The sequence below is a fragment of the Lysinibacillus capsici genome, assembly GCF_020217405.1.
GTDB lineage: Bacteria > Bacillota > Bacilli > Bacillales_A > Planococcaceae > Lysinibacillus > Lysinibacillus capsici.
The window spans coordinates 2,723,255-2,741,633 of the sequence record NZ_CP084108.1; the positions used below are offsets into that span (position 1 = coordinate 2,723,255).

20 protein-coding genes are annotated in these 18,379 nt (G+C 38.9%); 3 read left to right on the top strand and 17 right to left on the bottom strand.

Annotation, left to right across the window (positions count from 1 at the left end):
- Positions 1–74 precede the first annotated feature (74 nt).
- The 5 genes from LCP48_RS13440 to LCP48_RS13460 form a co-directional block, all read right to left on the bottom strand.
- Positions 75–911 carry a D-alanyl-D-alanine carboxypeptidase family protein gene (locus tag LCP48_RS13440; protein ID WP_004225068.1) on the bottom strand — a complete coding sequence of 279 codons (837 nt, stop codon included), beginning with the start codon at positions 909–911 and terminating at the stop codon, positions 75–77.
- Between the two features lie 78 nt (positions 912–989).
- Entirely contained in the window at positions 990–1,607 is a 618-nt protein-coding gene (locus tag LCP48_RS13445) for a histidine phosphatase family protein (RefSeq protein ID WP_004225061.1), read from the bottom strand.
- Between the two features lie 44 nt (positions 1,608–1,651).
- Entirely contained in the window at positions 1,652–2,071 is a 420-nt protein-coding gene (locus LCP48_RS13450; RefSeq protein ID WP_004225058.1) for a DUF3995 domain-containing protein, read from the bottom strand.
- A gap of 92 nt (positions 2,072–2,163) precedes the next feature.
- Positions 2,164–2,673 carry a TetR/AcrR family transcriptional regulator gene (locus tag LCP48_RS13455; protein ID WP_225340278.1) on the bottom strand — a complete coding sequence of 170 codons (510 nt, stop codon included), beginning with the start codon at positions 2,671–2,673 and terminating at the stop codon, positions 2,164–2,166.
- A gap of 198 nt (positions 2,674–2,871) precedes the next feature.
- Positions 2,872–4,560: an AAA family ATPase gene (locus LCP48_RS13460; RefSeq protein WP_004225052.1), complete on the bottom strand. Its 1,689-nt coding sequence runs from the start codon at positions 4,558–4,560 to the stop codon at positions 2,872–2,874.
- A 93-nt stretch (positions 4,561–4,653) separates the two neighbouring features.
- Here LCP48_RS13460 and LCP48_RS13465 point away from each other — a divergent pair, with 93 nt between their 5' ends.
- Positions 4,654–5,085: a hypothetical protein gene (locus LCP48_RS13465; protein WP_225340279.1), complete on the top strand. Its 432-nt coding sequence runs from the start codon at positions 4,654–4,656 to the stop codon at positions 5,083–5,085.
- 32 nt (positions 5,086–5,117) lie between these two features.
- On the opposite strand, the gene LCP48_RS13470 is transcribed toward LCP48_RS13465, so the two are convergent.
- From LCP48_RS13470 to LCP48_RS13485, 4 genes are all read right to left on the bottom strand, one after another.
- The gene (locus LCP48_RS13470; protein WP_225340280.1) at positions 5,118–6,038 is read right to left on the bottom strand and encodes a helix-turn-helix transcriptional regulator; all 921 of its coding nucleotides are present in this window, start codon (positions 6,036–6,038) and stop codon (positions 5,118–5,120) included.
- Between the two features lie 398 nt (positions 6,039–6,436).
- Positions 6,437–6,751, bottom strand: a complete 315-nt coding sequence (locus tag LCP48_RS13475) for a YbjQ family protein (protein WP_004225046.1) — start codon at positions 6,749–6,751, stop codon at positions 6,437–6,439.
- The gene (locus tag LCP48_RS13480; protein ID WP_225340281.1) at positions 6,751–7,467 is read right to left on the bottom strand and encodes a nucleoside 2-deoxyribosyltransferase; all 717 of its coding nucleotides are present in this window, start codon (positions 7,465–7,467) and stop codon (positions 6,751–6,753) included. Before LCP48_RS13480 ends, LCP48_RS13475 begins: the two co-directional genes overlap by 1 nt.
- A gap of 143 nt (positions 7,468–7,610) precedes the next feature.
- The gene (locus tag LCP48_RS13485; RefSeq protein WP_009370365.1) at positions 7,611–7,793 is read right to left on the bottom strand and encodes a hypothetical protein; all 183 of its coding nucleotides are present in this window, start codon (positions 7,791–7,793) and stop codon (positions 7,611–7,613) included.
- A gap of 270 nt (positions 7,794–8,063) precedes the next feature.
- Here LCP48_RS13485 and LCP48_RS13490 point away from each other — a divergent pair, with 270 nt between their 5' ends.
- Both LCP48_RS13490 and LCP48_RS13495 read left to right on the top strand, forming a co-directional pair.
- A complete protein-coding gene (locus tag LCP48_RS13490) occupies positions 8,064–9,230 on the top strand; it encodes an immunity 26/phosphotriesterase HocA family protein (protein WP_004225040.1) in 1,167 nt (388 codons plus the stop codon).
- A 115-nt stretch (positions 9,231–9,345) separates the two neighbouring features.
- Positions 9,346–10,380, top strand: coding sequence for a YdcF family protein (locus LCP48_RS13495; RefSeq protein ID WP_004225038.1), 1,035 nt, complete (start codon positions 9,346–9,348; stop codon positions 10,378–10,380).
- Between the two features lie 61 nt (positions 10,381–10,441).
- Here LCP48_RS13495 and LCP48_RS13500 read toward each other — a convergent pair whose 3' ends face one another.
- The 8 genes from LCP48_RS13500 to LCP48_RS13535 all read right to left on the bottom strand — a co-directional run bounded on the left by LCP48_RS13500 (position 10,442) and on the right by LCP48_RS13535 (position 18,333).
- Positions 10,442–10,909 (bottom strand): hypothetical protein, encoded by a 468-nt coding sequence (locus tag LCP48_RS13500; protein ID WP_004225036.1) that lies wholly within the window; start codon positions 10,907–10,909, stop codon positions 10,442–10,444.
- Positions 10,910–10,930: 21 nt separating this feature from the next.
- Complete coding sequence (locus LCP48_RS13505) at positions 10,931–11,398, bottom strand: DUF4259 domain-containing protein (protein WP_004225035.1); 468 nt, start codon at positions 11,396–11,398, stop codon at positions 10,931–10,933.
- A 176-nt stretch (positions 11,399–11,574) separates the two neighbouring features.
- Positions 11,575–12,375: a hypothetical protein gene (locus LCP48_RS13510; protein WP_004225034.1), complete on the bottom strand. Its 801-nt coding sequence runs from the start codon at positions 12,373–12,375 to the stop codon at positions 11,575–11,577.
- A gap of 17 nt (positions 12,376–12,392) precedes the next feature.
- A complete protein-coding gene (locus LCP48_RS13515; RefSeq protein WP_004225032.1) occupies positions 12,393–13,088 on the bottom strand; it encodes a DUF4274 domain-containing protein in 696 nt (231 codons plus the stop codon).
- Positions 13,089–13,101: 13 nt separating this feature from the next.
- Entirely contained in the window at positions 13,102–14,763 is a 1,662-nt protein-coding gene (locus LCP48_RS13520) for a DUF6138 family protein (RefSeq protein ID WP_004225030.1), read from the bottom strand.
- 65 nt (positions 14,764–14,828) lie between these two features.
- A complete protein-coding gene (locus tag LCP48_RS13525; RefSeq protein ID WP_004225027.1) occupies positions 14,829–15,890 on the bottom strand; it encodes a suppressor of fused domain protein in 1,062 nt (353 codons plus the stop codon).
- Between the two features lie 374 nt (positions 15,891–16,264).
- The gene (locus tag LCP48_RS13530; protein WP_004225024.1) at positions 16,265–16,813 is read right to left on the bottom strand and encodes a hypothetical protein; all 549 of its coding nucleotides are present in this window, start codon (positions 16,811–16,813) and stop codon (positions 16,265–16,267) included.
- 797 nt (positions 16,814–17,610) lie between these two features.
- The gene (locus LCP48_RS13535) at positions 17,611–18,333 is read right to left on the bottom strand and encodes an SDR family NAD(P)-dependent oxidoreductase (RefSeq protein WP_004225017.1); all 723 of its coding nucleotides are present in this window, start codon (positions 18,331–18,333) and stop codon (positions 17,611–17,613) included.
- Between the last annotated feature and the right edge of the window lie 46 nt (positions 18,334–18,379).

Consider the following 18,379-nt stretch of genomic DNA (forward strand, 5'->3'; position numbering starts at 1 on the left):
AGCTATATAATCCCCCTTTTTATTAAGACGTTAGGAACCATGAAAAAGTTGAGGTCTTTTCATTAATTTTCCTGCTATAAAGCTTCGAAGGCCGTTAGGGCATCTTCAATATGTGGGGGTGGGGTCCATATATAGCTAGGAGCATTGGTTGTAATGAATAAAAAAGATTTCCCTTCTTTCTCGATTATGGTCGCCAGACACAGTCCTGCTTCTGGGGTATAGCCTGTTTTTCCACCTATTATCGGACTGTCTAGACCCGGTAATTTTGTAAATAATGAGTTTGTGATGATTAATTGATTGGGTACATAAGTTGTGTAGCTTTTTGAGGTAAATATTTGATAAAAGGTAGGATTTTCTAATGCATACCGCAGAAGCTTGCTGATATCCCGCACGCTGGATACATGTGCCTCATCATGTAGGCCACTGGTATTAACAAAATATGTGTCATGCATGCCTAATTCTTGCGCCTTGTTATTCATCAACGTGACAAATTTGCCCTCACTGCCAGCGACAGCATCTGCAAGTGTTCCTGTTGCATCGGCACCTGAGGCAAGGAGTGTACCATACAATAAATCCTCCGTCGTGACAAAATCTCCTGCCTGAAAGCCTGCCATCGAAGCATTTTGTGCCGTATAGTTCGCAATCGTTTGGGGCTCTACAATGGTTTGTGTTTGTAAATTATCTGTCATCTCTATGGCAACGATGGCTGTCATGATCTTTGTTAAGGATGCAGGATAAATAATAGCATCCGCATTTTTTTCGTATAATACTTCGCCCTGTTCATTGAGTAACAAAGCATTTCGACTATGTAATGATGGCAGTTCTAGATGTGTGAATTCATATGTTTTGCTTGTATAATAAAATAAGAAAACCATAATACAAATACAGCCTAATAACATCCATTTTTTCATAAAAAACGCCTCCTACACATTATAAGAGGCGGCATTTCTGAATATTCCTTGAGAAAAATGGGATGCGCTCAAATATTTTCACAGGTAAAAATCATCATCGAAATTTGAACTAATTCTTGTCATCTCTTTATTTGTTAATCTGAACATTACATCTTGAGAAACCTCTAACTTGAGTGTCTCTTCTTTGCTTAGACCCGCATAGACGCCGCGTAAAATACGACCAGTCAAGCCATGCGAGACAACAATCACTTTTGAAAGTGGTTGAATCGTTTCAAGTAAAGCAGTTAATCTCTTTACAACCGCTTCATAGGTTTCCCCATCTGGTGCACGAAAATACCAATTGAAGGCATCTGTGTTCGTTAACAAGGCAGGCCATTGTTGCTGTATTTCCGCCATGGTTAATCCAGCCCATTGTCCCACAGCAACCTCTGTTAAACGTGGATCCTGCCTCACCTTGTTGCTGTCATAGCCCAGTGTTTCACAAAGTATGGCTGTGCTTTGCATGGCTCTTCCCATTGGACTTGATAGGATGGTCCATTCATCTGCATCGCCAATGAGTGATTTCAGCATGCGCGCATTTTGCTGAACCTGCTCCCGACCACGCTCAGTGAGTGGTGAATCAAGCTGTCCTTGATATCTCCCTTGTGTATTATAATTTGTCTCACCATGGCGAAGTAAGTAGATCATTTGCTCCATTTTATATCCCCCATTCTGCTCCCCTTATTAAAGTAAAATTGCTGTTAAACTAACACCAGCACATAAACAAAGCTAAGAAACAAGCATAAAGGACTATACCATTTTGAATCATTTTGAGCAAATGTGGAATGCTTAATCGTTTTAAAAATACCAACATACTTAAAATCACCAATTGCTCGTAGCAAAAATACTAGCGCACAAACGATACTTCCTACTTTTGAAAAAATAGAGGCTTGAAAAAATGGCATGAAGCCTCCTTGTACAAGGATGATACCACTTGCTAGCATCACCAGCATGGCAACACAGAGCGTTCCCCATTTTCTAGGCGTAAAAACGGCTTGTTGGCTGCCTTCTTTCATAGGAATAACAGCTTCTGTACCCCATCGACCACCAAAGGCCCAATAAATATGTAGGATACTAATGAGCCCTAATAGTACCACTGCGACAATTGATAAAATAAACATGTTCTACCTCCTCTTCACATTTACATACGCTACCGTATGTTCTAGCGTTAAATATAGTCCCTCAAAGCCCATATTAGCTCTGAGAGACCTTCTTACTGTATTAACAGCTTAATCATTTTTTCGAGATCGAAATGAGGATTGGCTTCAAATCGTGTCATCCAGCCTATATAGGTTAAATAAGCTAATCTTGCACGATCAGTGGATTCGTCTATGCTTATACCACTTTTTTGATAGAGTGTCGCCACACAGGCTATTCGCTGCTCCTCTATTTGAACGATACGCGTTGCGACATCTGAATCATATTTGGCCCAAGCATAAATACCTATCTCCATCTTTTTATTTTTGTGAAAACTTATCCGTAAAAGCTGCTCTAAAGTAGCATCAACTTGCTCCATATTTTGAATAATGGCCATTGTTGCATGGTTTTCCCAATAGTCTAGCATGGCATCTAAAAGTTGTTGACGATCACGAAAATAATGATAAAAGCTACCTTTACTAATGTTTAATGATCGAGCCAGTGCTTCAATACTTACTTTATGGACCCCTGCTTCTGCTAATTGCTCTAGACCCGCTCTAATCCAATCCTCTTTCGTTACTTGCATAATCGCCCTCCAAAAAATACGTTAGCGTATGTTTTGTCTTATATTACCACTTTATACATCTTTCATCAACTTTTATCGTTTTTATGGCGTACATTAATATGATTATTCACTGTAACATGAACTGTTACTAGTCGTGGTAAAATACATGCACACACTAAAATAAACACTAATAGCTTTTTCATGCGTCTACTCCTTGTCTTAAAAAGTATTGTCAAACAACTTTTCAGCAATGCCCTGTAAAATATCTTGCTCCTCAAATGTCATGAGTTCTTCTCTCGAGATTATTGCCTGTTGAATCAATCGGTTTGATTGGATCGTCACTAGTTTTTCAAACAAGTTTCGAATATAACGACCATTCGAGAAATTAGGGATGGTTTCAATCGGCATATGACGTAGTTGTGTTTTCATATGTTGGGCAAATGCTTCGCCAAATTGATAATCATTCGTTTGACAAAGCATCGCAAAAATATCATAGAGTTCATCCGTGCTAAAATTATCAAATTGTACAAAATGATTAAAGCGAGATTTAAAGCCTGGATTAGATTGTAAAAATTCTTCTATTAGCTCTGTATAGCCCGCAACAATAATTACTAAGTCATCACGTAGATCCTCCATTACCTTTAATAAACTATCAATAGCTTCCTTCCCAAATGCATCCTGTTTATCATTCATTAATGAATAGGCTTCATCAATAAAAAGTACCCCGCCCTTTGCCTTGTTAACGACTTCCTGAACCTTTAATGCTGTTTGTCCAACATAGCCAGCGACTAACCCTGCACGATCGGTTTCCACAAAATGCCCACTTGAAAGGACGCCAAGATGCTTGTAGATTTGGCCAATAATGCGTGCCACTGTTGTTTTACCTGTGCCTGGATTGCCCGAAAAGACAAGATGATACGTAATAGGAAAGCTTGTTAAACCATGATCCACACGCAGACTTTGAATTTTAATAAAGTTTATTAAATTATGTAATTCCTTCTTTGCATTCGGAAGACCTACAAGACTATCTAATTGTTTTTGTAGCTTGGCAATCTCTTGCTCGACTTCAGGTGTAATGCGTAACCGCTCATCGTTGATAAATTCACCACTATAGATAATTTTGCCTTCTTCATTATAATAATCGCCTCGTCCATGTTTTTTGCCTTGAACGAGGTCACCAATATAGGAAGCTTGCCCATTGGCATAATAGAGCGTTCCTTGCCCTGTCATCATATCCTCTTTAAATTGCCCTTCCGCTTCTAGTATTCCATCCCTAGCATATACTTTGCCTTTACCATGCTTTAAGTCCTCAAAGAAATGACCTTCATAGTGAAGTGTAGTTACACCACGTGCAAGCTCCTCAGCTGTTGGTGATTCCGTAGGATAATAAAGCTTCCCAGCCCCTTGCAAATGATGCCAAATAAAATCACCCTCATATTGTAAAAATCCATTTGGATAGTATTGCTTGCCTTTTCCCTTTTTCATGCCGTGGACAAAGTCACCCTCATACTGCGGTTGATTTAAATGTGGATACTGTGCTCGTAGTGTTTGATAAGGGCTAATTACTTCTTCTTCATAATATAAAACACCATAGCCATCCATTAAATCATTGCGAAAATGACCTTCATAATGGATATGCCCATCCTTATATAAAATGCCATGACCCTGTTTTTTATTTTGTATGAATTCACCCTGATAAATGAGTTGTCCTTTCAAATACATAATGCCATTGCCTTGCTTCATATGATTGACGAATTCACCCTCGAATAATAATTCTCCCTCTTGATCAAATAGCGAGCCTTTGCCGTCATAAATATCGTGACCAAAATCATTCTTCTTGACGCCACCTCGATACATGATGATGCCACTTGGGTAAAATAGTTCTTTTTCTTCATGATTATGTGTCATTTAATTGCCTTCCTTCATCATTTCAGTATATGCTCAATTATAGCGTGGAAAAGAATACATATGTGCGAATTTTTAGAATTTAAGGAGACGAGCATGAAAAAAAGATACAAACTACTTCTAGGCATTTTACTACCACTACTTATTCTGTATATCTCGACAATGCTGTTAACACGAGACACCGATTTTACAACAGAGGTAACAGAACGTCTCGAAATGGAGGAAATTCATGAGATTGAAATTATTCGTTCCTCAGATGAAAAAACAGTAACGATTACTGACGCAGCAGAAATCAATCAAATTATGCTACCGTTCAAGGACCTACCTTTAAAAAAGGTGTGGTTTTCGAATTCTGATTCTCATGAAGCATACTGGCTAACACTCTCAATTAATGACAACAGGGAAATTGGCTTGCGTTTAGATGATGACCAGCATTTATTCGTGTATTTATATGAGGAAAATTACATGAAAGATTATAAGCTCACTAAGGATATCGATATGACATTTATCAAACAATTGTTTCAGTAAGCGTAAAAACCCGTGCATGTACACACGGGTTTTTATATGTAACGATAATTTTGCTGCATAGCTTGTACGGTCTCAATGATCTCTTCTCTCAGTTCAATTGGCTCTAATACCTCCATATCGGCTCCTTGACTTAGCAACCACTCTTTCACGCCATATTCCAACACTTCTGCCTCAAAAACATATTCATGATTGTTTTGTGAAACTAGGTGGGCTGTTGGGAAACGACTGTAGACTATTTCAGGAGAACGACCTTTATAGAGAAGACGTATATGAGTAAGGTCATTAGCGTCCTCTACTTGTAATGGATGTACAGATGGAAATTCAAAATTGATAGCCATTTCACGAAAATGCTGAATACGATCCATTCTGTAAACAGTTGGGATGTCTTGATTATCTCCTATCAAATAAAAATAATGTGTTGAAAAGATAACAGCGAGCGGCTTTAAAATTTTTGCAGTTGGAATCGCTTCACCCTCCTGTAAATAATCAATGGTAATGACCTTTCTCTTTTGAATGGCTGTGGAAATTCCCCATATTAAGGACAATAATGACTTGTTTTGATGAAGATCTTCATATACAACTTTTTCATTTAATAACAGTGGATCGACTGCTACATGTGAGAGAAGTTGATCAATGATCTCACCAATATCCGATTTTACGAGAGCTTTTGAGGCAATCAGAATTTTAACGATGACTAGTACCTGTTCTTTAGATAAACGATTGTTTTTTGTATTTATTAATTTATACACTTTTTCTGAACGCACATATTGTAAATGGTAATCTAGCTTAGCCTTTTCTAGATACGTACGAATTTCATCGATATCCCGTTGTATGGTTTTTTCGCCAACCTGATGTGTCAATGCTTCTTGCTTCTTGTTGATTCCTTGGCCATCCATCAAGCGATCAAACATCGATAGTACGCGATAGCCTTTGCCTTGTTGTGAATCTACCATATATCCCACTCTTTCTTCTATCATGCCCAGCTTGCAGTATATTGGCCATAAATAGCCCTTCTACTGATTGCGTCCAGATTTTTTGCGAGTTGCTCAAAAAGCTCCTCTTCAAAATCTGTGACCTCCTCCGCTTGGGCTTTTATCTTGATTCAGTTGGTGTTTTGACACCTACTCCATTTGTGCATTCATCTCATTATCTATAAACTGAATCAAGATAAAACTTCTACTTTATTGGTATAATTTGTACTATACGCATCCTATAATAAATCACCATTCAAGCAGCACAATAGACTGTATTTTTGACATAATTAACTAAAATTTTACAGCATTTTAGATGAATGTGTCACTTTTTAACCATTGAAAAAGGACTTTCATTGAATGAAAGTCCTGCTACTCTTTTATTTGAATTTTACAGCTGTTCCATATACCAATACTTCGGATGTACCATCCATGACAGATGAAGTAGCATATCGAACGCCTACAACTGCATCTGCACCTAATTGTTTGGCTTCCTCTACCATTGCCTCTGTGGCAATTTCACGAGAGCGCACAAGCATCTCCGCATACTCCTTCATTTCTCCACCTACAATATTGCGAAGTCCTGCTATCATGTCACGACCAATATTTCTAGATTGAACTGAATTCCCTTTCACTAGCCCTAATGTTTCCATAATATCTTTTCCTGCCACCATGTCTGATGTAGCTAATAGCATCATGATGCCTCCCCGTTCTGTAGTTTTTGTATGGCTTTTACAGCCTCTTCAATAGAAGATGTAATCATGCCATTGCGTTTAATTAACCCCACAACAAATAAATTACGATAAACAAACTGATTCTCTAGCCCATCTCGGATCAGTGCCTCTATTTTTTGCATATTGTCCCGCCCTTGCTGACGAACATCAGTTAGCACACCAATAATAGGACGATTCAGCATCGAAAACGCACCTATCTCTGCGGCAACGCCAGAATCGATTTCCACCCCATCTAATACAGCTATCAGAACATCGCTACTCTGTAGCATCTCTAAATCTGCTTGGGCAATCGCTAAGCTATCTGCATAGGCAGATTTATCATTGATGGCTTCATTCTCCTGGGGTAGGTATAATGCGATGCCTGGCACTGCCTCGCGAATAGCTGCTGCCAATTGTTCATTTACAAAACGATCGCCTAACGAAAATAACCCATTTGCTAAATATGCTTTCATGTATAAAACTCCTTCATCAATTGTTTTTTCAACCATAATTTTATGTCTGCCTTTTTCATCAATAAATGTTGATCGTATATCGAAACCATGTTTGAGGTTGGTAATGAGCATGGCTTTGAATGTATTTCTTCCATATGTACGAACTTTGTAAAAGCCTAATGTCTTGATATGTTCATGCTGTTGTTTCATTAATTGACTTGCAATTCCCTGACCTCGATGTGCCACATGAACGCCACCCAACCAACTATCAATTACACCTTTGCGTAATTGCGTCCAGATTTTTTCGAGCTTGCTCGAAAAGCTCCTCTTCAAAATCTGTGACATCCGCTGGGGCTTTTATCTTGATTCAGTCGGTATTTGGACACACATTAAATCAAAGAGAACAATTGTGCATTCATCCCATCACCAATAGAGGTGGCGTTTTCTGATGAATCAAGATAAAAAAGACCATCTGGATGTGGGTAGCCTAGTTTAAAGCCCATCAATGTGTCATCTTCCACTGCCAATATGCAAAGAAGGCCTTCTTTCTTTTCTAGCTTTTCGAGTGGCAAATTAGCTCCATCAAAAACGTGCGCGTGGATTTATTGTAATTGTTCAAGCCAAGCATAGGGTATGCCTTCAATCGTCACAATATGCATATTCATCACCTCTGTCTGTCATTATAGCAGTTCTATAGCCTGAAGAAAAAGGTAGGCATCTGCTCCAAAAGCAATTATTATCACTGCATAAAAGTAACTATTTTCCATCTAAGCTATTTTCGACAACCACCAAATTCAGTATACTTGACCAAAATACAAAACAATAGCTAGGAGGAAATCCGATTGACACCATTTACTAGTTGGTTAACCAATTCATTGCGCCCCTATTTCGGCCTACATACTTTAGAAGCACATTGGGAAACGATTCCGATTCGAGAGGATTATTTTATTTGCCTTGAAGGTGATCTCATTAAAAAAAGAATTTTCGTGAATGAGCATAGCTACCAAGAAGCGGATGTTGACATTTTAACGCGTAATCGTGAAGTCATTGTCCCTCAAACCGCGCGTGGAAAAGAAAAGAAATTGAATTATACCAATATCTCCGCTGTGAAAGCTGCAGGCGTTGTTTTTTCTGCTGGACTAGGTAATGAAAACCATCCATCTAGCTATATCACGGCTCGTAACACTAAAACATATTACCAGCTACCATTAACAGGCTTTGAGCATTTAACGACTAAGTCGGCTCTCTTGAATTGGTTACAGCAATTTCCCTCCCAGCTTCCTGCAGATTACTCAGACAAGCTAGAAAAGCTAACCAAGATGAAAAGTCTACGCTATAAGACTGTGCCAGGTGATATTTTTCGTGTAGAAATCGATTTATTTGTAGATGGCTATGTGCTTGTCATTGGCGATTTACGACAAATGCAAAAGGATCATCTATTTGGAGAAGATAGTATTTGGCATAATGTAATGACAATGCCATTGTTTGTACGGCCCTATTTATTGACAACGACTGAGCGCCTGCCTTCTCTTGAGGAAATCATATCTGCTCCATTGGCCCCTCAAACCCATATTGTGATGGATGACCATTTTATGCGAGGATGCTATGAAAAGATAGGCCATAAAATGTTAACAGAATCCGATATTGTATTTCCAATGGGCTATGGCGTGACACTAAACTATGGGAAAGAGCCCCGATATCGTCTATCCTGGGGGACAGGAACAATTAGTAAACCTGCACATTCCACTTCTTATCAAACAGCTAGCCGTTTTACCAATCATGGTGTTTATGCAGGCGTTGCCAGTGATTGGTTGAAGCAAGAGGAAGGAATTGTAACAGAGTCGCTAGATCATCCTCACTTCCACGAAGATCGTCAGCGGGCACTCGCTGAATTTAATTTACCAGAAGATATCTCCTACGATGACTTTAATCGCCAGACGGGTGGATTGACCCGCACCCAATATATTCATTACCTCAATAAAACCTATCATCGTACACACAAAAAATAGAGGGAGCTTCTAGATGCTCCCCCTCCACTTTTTCATCGATGGTTGATTTCATCCAATAATTACTTATAATATAGAGATATCATTAACCAACTCCATCACTAGAGGTGTATTTTGTATGTATTTTGGCATTATTCCACTGATTCTTTTCATCGTTTTTCTTATTTCTTACTTCAAAGACCCAAGAAAAATGATCAACGGGCTATTCTTTAATCTATTTGTCTGTTCATTTCTGCTATTCTGCGTCATTCTATCTTTGGCATCTGACCATTACTTTTTAAGGCTGATTGTCATTATTCCACTAATTGCTCTTTTCATCTTAATTCCTTTTGGCATTGTTGCTTTAATGTTTGGTTTATTTTTAAATGCGAGAGTATTAATGAAGCGAGAAGGTAGACGTTTAGCCAATTCCTTAACATTACTTGTGGCCATTGGCATTTTACTTTTTATCCTATTACCGATTCTCAATCCAGCAAGTTTGTTTTCAGTCCACCTCCAGCCCATTTTTGGTGGAATTTCACTCATTACGTTTTATTTTTTTATCCATTTATCCAATTTTTTATCTGCTTATTTTCTCTACCAATTCAATCGCCCTCGATTGAATCAAGATTTTATTATTGTGCTAGGCAGTGGATTAATTAATGATAAGGTGCCTCCACTTTTAGCTAGTAGAATTCAAAAGGCAATTGATTTCTATCATAAGCAAGCAGCAGTGACTACTCCACCTACCATTATTTTCTCTGGTGGACAAGGTCCTGATGAAAATCTACCCGAAGCTGAAGCGATGCAACGATATGCGATTGAAAAAGGCATACCCATTGAGCAAACACTTCAGGAGAACCGCTCTGTGAATACCTATCAAAATATGTTATTTTCTAAGCAGCTTATGGATGCCCGGAAACAGGGTGAAGCCTACAACAGTATTTTCACCACGAATAATTTTCATCTTTTTCGTGCGGGTATTTATGCAAGACTCGCGGGCTTAGATAGTCAGGGCATTGGCTCTAAGACAGCCTTTTATTATTGGCCAAATGCGATGATTCGTGAATATGTAGCGATTGTTGTAATGGCACGAAAACGACATATGAAAATGATTGGACCTATTGTGATCATTTCAATTGCGTTATCTCTATCCAGCTTTTTCTTTGTATAGGTTCTAGCATATGGATTCGTTCACTTTTTATAGAAGGTGTTACGAATCCTTTTTGATGCTATCATACCCAAAATTTCTTCAGCTGTTGTTCATATAATGTCCCATAGTAAAGTTTTCGAGGATAGTGTTGTTCTTGTAATACCTGGTAGAGAATGGATTGCCCTTCCTCATAACGAATCCTCTCCTCACAATTATCAAATAGTTTTCTGGTCAGCTGTCTTACTAGGTGAACATCTTTTGTGTTCACTCTCCAGCCAAATTGAATTAAATCCAGTTGATCGAGCGGATCTCGATAAGTATCAAGTACCACACAGACATGTGGCTGCTTCTTATTCGCAAATACTAAAACATGTCCTGTATGAATGGATTGACCAAAATAACGTTCGTAAATCTCTGCTATAGGTACTTGGATTCCAAGCACATCCATGATCGTCTGTAAAGTTGGATGTGCTATATAGTCATCGCTTGTCTCATCTGGATATTCAACGAACTCCATGATGGAAGCCATCATCCAAAAATCATAGGTCATTTCCAATCACTCCAACTATTTTTATTGTGGCAAACGGTTAATCGCTTGTTCCACCGTCTGAATAAGATAGGCTAAGTTGGACTGCCATTCGGGCCAACTCTTGGACTCTTGCCATAATTCTACAATCTCTCTACTACCATGTTGATCAGATACTTCATCTCTAATGTCCTGTAAATACCGCAATATAAATGTCAAAGAGCTTTCATCTACTATCCATTGTATTTGCCTATCCTTACTTTCTTGACCATAAATGGTTCCCGTATGCAGATAATGACTATAAAGTTCTGCCAAAGCCAGGGCACTTATATCGTAGAAAAAATCAATATCCTCAAATGTTTTACCAAAAAAGCCTTGCTGTTTCATTGCCTGTACAATACCCGATAATGTTAGCTGATTGGATTCCTTTTGCTGTTCCATAAACTCCTGTAACAACGCCACTACATCTAATCCTTCATCACTTTCCAATGCTTTGTATCCCCAAGCCCCCATCTCACTGCACCTCTCTTTTTTTATTGTAGTAAAGCTCTGGTAAACATAAAATTGGCACATTATTAGTGCATGACCATGGCAGCAGTCCATTATGATATGCGCTCTTAAAATTCCTTCGCTATATCAATAATTCTCAGCATCCTTTGGTGCGTTTTTTGATCGAATACTGCTCCTTTTTATAGGTAGGAGCCAAAGTAAAACTTCATCTTTTCTTGTGAATAGCCATCCTGTCCTCTCCAAGTAGCCATTGACATAAAATCCGTTCCACGTCCACGCTCCTTGCGATAATCATCCTTTGATACGAGTAGTCCCGCGTAACCCCAGATTTCCATGACCACATCTCGTTCATGTTGATTGGACTTGAAAACATCTTTCCAGCGCTTTTCAAGTTGTCTAGCTGCATCTGTGTCGTTACAGAATTCTATTGCTGCTACCATCTGTTTTAAGATGGCTACGTCATCCTCACTTACATTCAATGCTTCTTGTTCTTTCACTAGGCATTCTAAGTCTAGTAAACAATAGACAAGCCAATTGAGGCGAACCCCTCCCCACTTGATGCGTTCAAAATTAAGCACATTTAAATCTTCATTGACATACGTATCATTGGACATGATTTTCCGCTCATTACAGTAGCCACAGCCACTATAGGAGACCAATGCCACAGGTTGTTCATCATACGTATGCATTGGTAAATCATGCGTTAGAGCCCAGCTCGAGAAGGCACTACGTAAATGTACTTTGCGCGTCGATAAGCTATGCAAAAATGCCTTTACCACAAGCTCCTTTGTTAAAAATTTCTCGTGAAGCTGTTGCAATCTTTGTACACATTCATCATGGGAAATCGTTAATCGATCAAACATCAAGCCCTTACTTTTAGCATATTGAAAATCTTCCTCTGTATAGGTATAACCACCTGAACGCCATCCACCAGATTGCCAATAGGTTTGCATTAATATTTTCCTTGCTTTTTGGTCCATTACTCTCTCCTCGCTAGCTAGCACTTTAATTTTTCTTGTAAGGTTAGTGCCATCTCTTTCCATGGTCGCTTCCAATTGGAACTCGCTATCTCTTCCTCTGTTAGTGCTAGCCAATATTCTCCTTCCATTAGCTCATACATGTCTAGCATGGTAATAGGGGCACAAACTGGATTAGCTAATGCTGCGAGCATAGGCTCGGGGCCATCATCCCAGTTATAGCTATTGACAATGGCATGTAAAATAACAGCAGATGATACCTTGCTTATGCGCTGGCACATTGTATTGAGAGAATCCTCGTATAAAATGGCATCAACTTGCTGTTGTTCTTCTGCATTCAAAGTTAGACGGATTGCACCTGGTGTATCTACCAATAAATCAGCTATTCTTGCATGCTCCCTTGCCACAAACCAAGCTGTCGCGGTAATCCCCTCTGGCTCAGATAAATTTACACCCTTTGCAAGTAGTAAAGAAATCACTTCTTTCTGCTTAAACTTTACCGCTTTTTTAAGCGCTGTATCACCAAGCTTATCTCGTGCCTCCAAGTCTATATGCTGTGCCAAAAGAAGCTTGATTCCTTCATGTGGCATTCGATTCGTTATAAAAAGCATCAATGGTGTTCTCCCACGTGCATCTCGCTCATTTACATCTAATTTACTAATGGCCTCCCGAACGACCTCTAAATCCTTGGATTTACTCACTTCCGTCCATTCCATTCGTCTACCCCCTTCAGGAATCCATCCATTGCCGTAATTTCTCAAGCTCTTCCCTTATGGGTGCTGATTCTTGCTTTAGTCGCTGAGCAAGCTTCTTGGAACTACCGAATATTCGATATAAAACAAATGGACGCTGATAATCTGCTTTCTGTTCAAGTTCTTGTCCGAGTGCCACGAGCAAATCTAAATCCATGATGTCAATGTTCTTTATTGGCTTAGCTGATTCACTTGCACCAAGTAAAATAGCTACAAACACAGGCATCATCTCTACTGATAAGCCATGAGCTTCAAGAAAGGCTTCCGCATAAGCATCTTGCACGGATTGATGCTCTGTATCAACGAGTAACATGTATCGTTGAACAAGCGGAAAATAATCCTTACTATAAAGCCCTAATCCAAAAACCGCATAGGTGCTGGGCATAGCTGATTTTTCGCTCGGCTCAACATCCTGATACCAAGCAAATTCCTCCATAGCAAGCTCGGAATAGTCCGCTAATAAAGGGAAAAGATTTGGATATTGTAGGCAATTGGCGAAAAACTGATGAAGCTTTGATTTAGCTAACTTTTTAATTGGAAGATAATTTTTCGCTTTACTCTTTAAAGTCAGCTTATAGCCCTTTGGAAAACCTTCTTGTAGCAGTTGAATGATATAGTAAAGGGCTTCACGATAAGCGTTTTCCTCTTCTACCATCACTCGTATATCAATCGTTTGTAAAATATCATTTGCCTGTCCTTGGCATACATCCCGCTTTCTAATACTTTCAAAACGCCCGCTTCCTTTTTCCAAATAATTAGCTGCCTGCAGCGAGCCAAGCTGCTTCGCAAGTTCCAAGTATTCTAATCGTGTGGCTGGCTCTTTTTGACCAACCTTCAACGCGACATAAAGAAAGAAATCTAGTTTTTCCTGCTCTAGTTGTTGTACCGAGTCCTCTGTTTTCAATACCCACTCTTTCCTATAATTGCCCGCTTGTTCAAAATAGTGCGTTAAAAAATGCTCCTCTGCCCACTGCTTAAAGGCCATTGTATAATAATAAATCCATCGGTCTAAACGTTCTTTATTCGCCCGATGCTTTTCTTGAAGCCGGTGAATAAGTGGTTCAACTTCCTCAGCTGTTTGATGGAAAAAATGTGGATTGACCAAATGCTTCGCAAGGAAAAACTCATCATTGTCACTTGGTCTGACTGGTAGCTCTGCCATCACCTTTGTTTCTATAAAACTTGCCAGCACTTGTTTCGTTGACGCTTGTTTACGATTATTCAACAGCTCCTTTTGATAATGAAGCACCGTTTTATCATGTTCAAATTCCAGCACTACCTCAAAGCGGTAATCAAAAAATCGGGGACCGTATTGCTCAGATTGAAATACTTCCTCTGTTTTAGTACATAAAGCACTAAAAAGCTCTTCAATATGCTGGACATCTGTAAATTCTTGTATGTATGAACCCGCTTCCACCTTATAGGAACTATCACTCCAACTAAATGGCTCATAAACATCTATAAAGATTGTGCCATTCGGACTTTTTCCCTTTTTCCAGGCAACTTTCAAATATTGAAGGATGCCTGCTTGTAACTTACTTTGCTCTTTCAGCCCTGTTATTCGTTTACTCTCTTGTTGATAAACAGCCGTGAGTTGCTCCCACACAGCCGCTAGAAAATGCTCTACACACTGCTTCACTGTACATCTTCCCTTTCTATTGTTAGAGAAAAATCTCCCGCTAAAGCCTTAGCGAGAGATTCATCTTATCCGATTGTTTTCACAACCGCTCCTTCTTGATTTTTAATATGTGTCTTCAAAATTTGAAAGCTTACGCCAGCTAAAGAAGAAATAGTGAATTGACTTTCTTGCGGTATCAGCCTCTGACTTAATTCTTCTACTGCTGCCTTGTTCAATGTAATCGTGATTTCTTGACCATTCTCAGAATAGCCTACCTGTGGGCCTGCTCTAAATATGATCGTTATTTGTTGACCGACTAAGGTAAGATCTTTATCTTTCAGAATGCGTCCACGTAATAATTTACTAATGACAGCTGCTTGCTTTGCCCCAAGTTGAACAACATTAGACGGTTTGTTAAACCAACTCTTTTTTTCTACTTCCCAAGCGAGTTGATCTACGAAAAGAAACCCCGTATTAGAACCATCTTCCTCCATTCCTCGCACAACTGCCTCGGCGACTTCAGGATTTTGTAAGAGAGAAGTTCTTGTTAAATCCGTAGTATAGCTTGGTATTTGCTTCATGCCAGCCTGTAGTACACCAAGCGTATTCCACGTCTGCATCGCTTCTAACTCATCCTCTGAAATACCAACCATTTGGATAAACTCCAGCTTGCCATTTGGTGTATCAATTTCAGCAAGCTCTGGATCATGTGTAAAGGCTAGTGCAGTTAATTGCGTGTCAGCATCAAGGCAAATCGGACCATTTGCATCCAAATAATCTCCGGCTCTAAAAACATTTCCACTATTAAACACATATCTGCCCATATTCTGTAGTAAATTCAATGCCCAAGCAGGTGGCTCTTCCTCATCTAGTTGACGTACTAGTCGAAATGTTAATTCAAATCCATATCCACTATAGTCCTTGTTTTCAAATTCCTTTTCATATAGTTCCGAAAAGCCATATGTAACAAAATGCCAATGTGGGATGGATGTTTCGCTTTTATAAACACTAATTCCATCTAAAGGATCTTGTCCTCCTAGTGAATAGGGAATTAAAGTTCCATAATGCTTTGGCTCCTGCTCACCATATACCTGTGCTAATGCCTGATCAATCGCATCCCAGCCAACTGCTGCTATTTCATCACTCATTTCCATATCCTCCTTGCTGATATTCACTCGTAGAACGTACGTATCTATTATTTATGATAGCAATTTTATGGTGACTCTTTTAACAGGAATAAGACTCATTTCCCACTTTCCAGTAACTAGGTTTATTGACATTCTATATGGGGTAAATATGACTAATATTGATGGCGCCTTAGCGTAATTGCGTTCAGTTTTTTCGAGCTGGCTCGACTAGTATTGAGAAACCCATTGAATAAAAAACTACAATTTGTATATTCATCTCACCACTGATAATGAAGGGCGTTTTTCTGTTGAAAGATAAAAAGACAATCCTCTTGCAAAATAGAAGATTGTCGCGTGAGTGTCTATTTTACGATTTAAACGTCAGGTAGTGTATGTTAACCATATAGCATAGCTGGTTCACGAACCGTTTGTAAATAATCTGCCAGTTTCCCTGCAAATACTTTCTCTAAATACGGTAATTGCGCCAGACAATGAGGCGTCATTAATGCTGGGTTTTGAACTATTTTTAGCCCTCCCACCTTTAGTAGCGTCGCTACAAACTGGGAACAAAAATAAGCACGCTCACGTCTCACTTCTTTTTGCATCACCACACCAAAAAGTCCGATAAAATTATATTTATAGCGATCTCGATTCCAATACATATAACGGACAATTTTCGTCATATCTAAATATTGATAATGGGATATACGACAGCGATAAATAACACAATCCGCACACTCAAATAGCCCTCTTTCTGCATCCTCTCGTAAAAAGCCACCACTTAACGGATTGTTCAATTGCCTTCGACCAAAGCTATACATCTCAAAAAGCCCCTCATCAAAGGCTATGGATGCATGATTCATCTCCTTGCCCGTATACATGCCGATCGCTTTTGATAATAACGTCCCTGTTTTGGTTAATACTATGTAAATCGTATGTGCCATATCTTCACCTACTTAATATTCTCTCTCCTACTACCAATACGTTTTAAATCTTCAAATGGTTTCGTTAATTTCCTTTTTTTATAATTATACACAGCGAATCTTAAATATTTCCTAGTAGAACCTGAAGATTTTCTTAAGATTTAATAGGCTGGAAGTATTTTTAGAATTGGTTATGACGATGAAAGGATGTTGATTTTTTTACTACCTTTATTTATATGAGCTTTATTGTAGTGTTATGTGTGAAGGGATCGTGAAAATTTTTTCTAAGGCAAGGAATCTATTTCTCCTTTTTATTAAAAAACGCTACTCACTATTGACTAGCGTCCTGTTGTTGAAAAAAGGTGATGTCAACGGTAGAAAATTTGAAAGGCAAGGGGTTGATTTCCGTTCGCTCCAGGGTCTCATCTGTGACGCTAACCCTTCTGCAAAAGTGTCTTTACTTTTTTCATACTAGCATAGCAATCAAATAGTCCAATATCTTATTCTTAGGGGGATCGGATTTTTATTTTCAATGTGGAGAAGTGATGAGTGACACCCCCTCCATAAAGAGTAATGAAAACCTTTGCTAAAAAACCATTTTGTGGGTTGGGGTGAAAGGCTACTTGACTCCCGTGGGATAACATAAGACAGGTGAGCCACTAAACGGAGCGATAACGGAAAAGCGGCTCGACGCTCGCCCACAGGAAAGCAAGTAGCCTGCAAGGGAAACCATTTTCAATTTTCACAAAAATTCTATGGATGGTTTTGTTTTTCAACACTATGACGCTACTCAATTTTGAGTAGCGTTCACTGAGTAATCATGCATTTAAATCCGTTATGGCTGGGACATTAATTTCTTTTACACAGGAGACTGCTGATAGATTAATGACACATTGCACAAGAGATACAATATCTTGTACGGGGATTCGTGTACCTTCATATAAATGAATAGCTTTCTCTGCCCCTTCTTCATAGGGTACTTCTGCTGCCAGTTCACCAGGATTAATGCATGTGACAGCAATTTTATCTTTCCTTAAATGTTCTCGTAGTGCATTTGTAATGCCCCTTACGCCGAATTTGGATGTGACAAATGAAACTTGTGCATTGTTTGTATGGTCTAAGCCTGCTGTAGAGCCAATTAAAATAATTTTTCCATGCTCTGCTTGTCTTAAGTTGGGTATAAGTGCCTGTATATATGTAATAGTAGAGGTTAGATTGATATTGATTAAGTTCGAAATATCCTCTACTTCATCTTTATCAAATGTATAATTATCTTCAAAACCATGCTTTTCCCAGACACCCACATTATAAATTAATACATCGAGAGGAATGCCTTGTAACACTTCTTTTAAAGTGGAAATTTGTTGTTGGCTAGACAGATCAATGGATAGCCAGTGACGATTTACTCCGTCATTTAGTTCTAAACTATTAGGTCTCGTTCTTGCTACCATCCATACTGTATCACCTTTGACAGGTAAACCCTTAACAAATGCATCTCCCAATCCTTGGCTAGCTCCAAAGATAATAAAATTCCTACTCATATTACCACCCTTTCTCATGACAAAATGTAATGAAAACCTATATCTT

Bases quoted from the DNA above. Each gene is read 5' to 3' on its own strand.
- LCP48_RS13515 (WP_004225032.1), bottom strand. From the start codon at position 13,088: ATGGAATGGACGGAAGTGAGTAAATCCAAGGATTTAGAGGTCGTTCGG.
- LCP48_RS13505 (WP_004225035.1), bottom strand. From the start codon at position 11,398: ATGGGGGCTTGGGGATACAAAGCATTGGAAAGTGATGAAGGATTAGAT.
- LCP48_RS13510 (WP_004225034.1), bottom strand. From the start codon at position 12,375: ATGGACCAAAAAGCAAGGAAAATATTAATGCAAACCTATTGGCAATCT.
- LCP48_RS13450 (WP_004225058.1), bottom strand. From the start codon at position 2,071: ATGTTTATTTTATCAATTGTCGCAGTGGTACTATTAGGGCTCATTAGT.
- LCP48_RS13440 (WP_004225068.1), bottom strand. From the start codon at position 911: ATGAAAAAATGGATGTTATTAGGCTGTATTTGTATTATGGTTTTCTTA.
- LCP48_RS13530 (WP_004225024.1), bottom strand. From the start codon at position 16,813: ATGGCACATACGATTTACATAGTATTAACCAAAACAGGGACGTTATTA.
- LCP48_RS13455 (WP_225340278.1), bottom strand. From the start codon at position 2,673: ATGCAAGTAACGAAAGAGGATTGGATTAGAGCGGGTCTAGAGCAATTA.
- LCP48_RS13500 (WP_004225036.1), bottom strand. From the start codon at position 10,909: ATGACCTATGATTTTTGGATGATGGCTTCCATCATGGAGTTCGTTGAA.
- LCP48_RS13535 (WP_004225017.1), bottom strand. From the start codon at position 18,333: ATGAGTAGGAATTTTATTATCTTTGGAGCTAGCCAAGGATTGGGAGAT.
- LCP48_RS13475 (WP_004225046.1), bottom strand. From the start codon at position 6,751: ATGCTATTAGCTACATCAGACATGGTGGCAGGAAAAGATATTATGGAA.
- LCP48_RS13465 (WP_225340279.1), top strand. From the start codon at position 4,654: ATGAAAAAAAGATACAAACTACTTCTAGGCATTTTACTACCACTACTT.
- LCP48_RS13495 (WP_004225038.1), top strand. From the start codon at position 9,346: ATGTATTTTGGCATTATTCCACTGATTCTTTTCATCGTTTTTCTTATT.
- LCP48_RS13460 (WP_004225052.1), bottom strand. From the start codon at position 4,560: ATGACACATAATCATGAAGAAAAAGAACTATTTTACCCAAGTGGCATC.
- LCP48_RS13470 (WP_225340280.1), bottom strand. From the start codon at position 6,038: ATGGTAGATTCACAACAAGGCAAAGGCTATCGCGTACTATCGATGTTT.
- LCP48_RS13525 (WP_004225027.1), bottom strand. From the start codon at position 15,890: ATGAGTGATGAAATAGCAGCAGTTGGCTGGGATGCGATTGATCAGGCA.
- LCP48_RS13445 (WP_004225061.1), bottom strand. From the start codon at position 1,607: ATGGAGCAAATGATCTACTTACTTCGCCATGGTGAGACAAATTATAAT.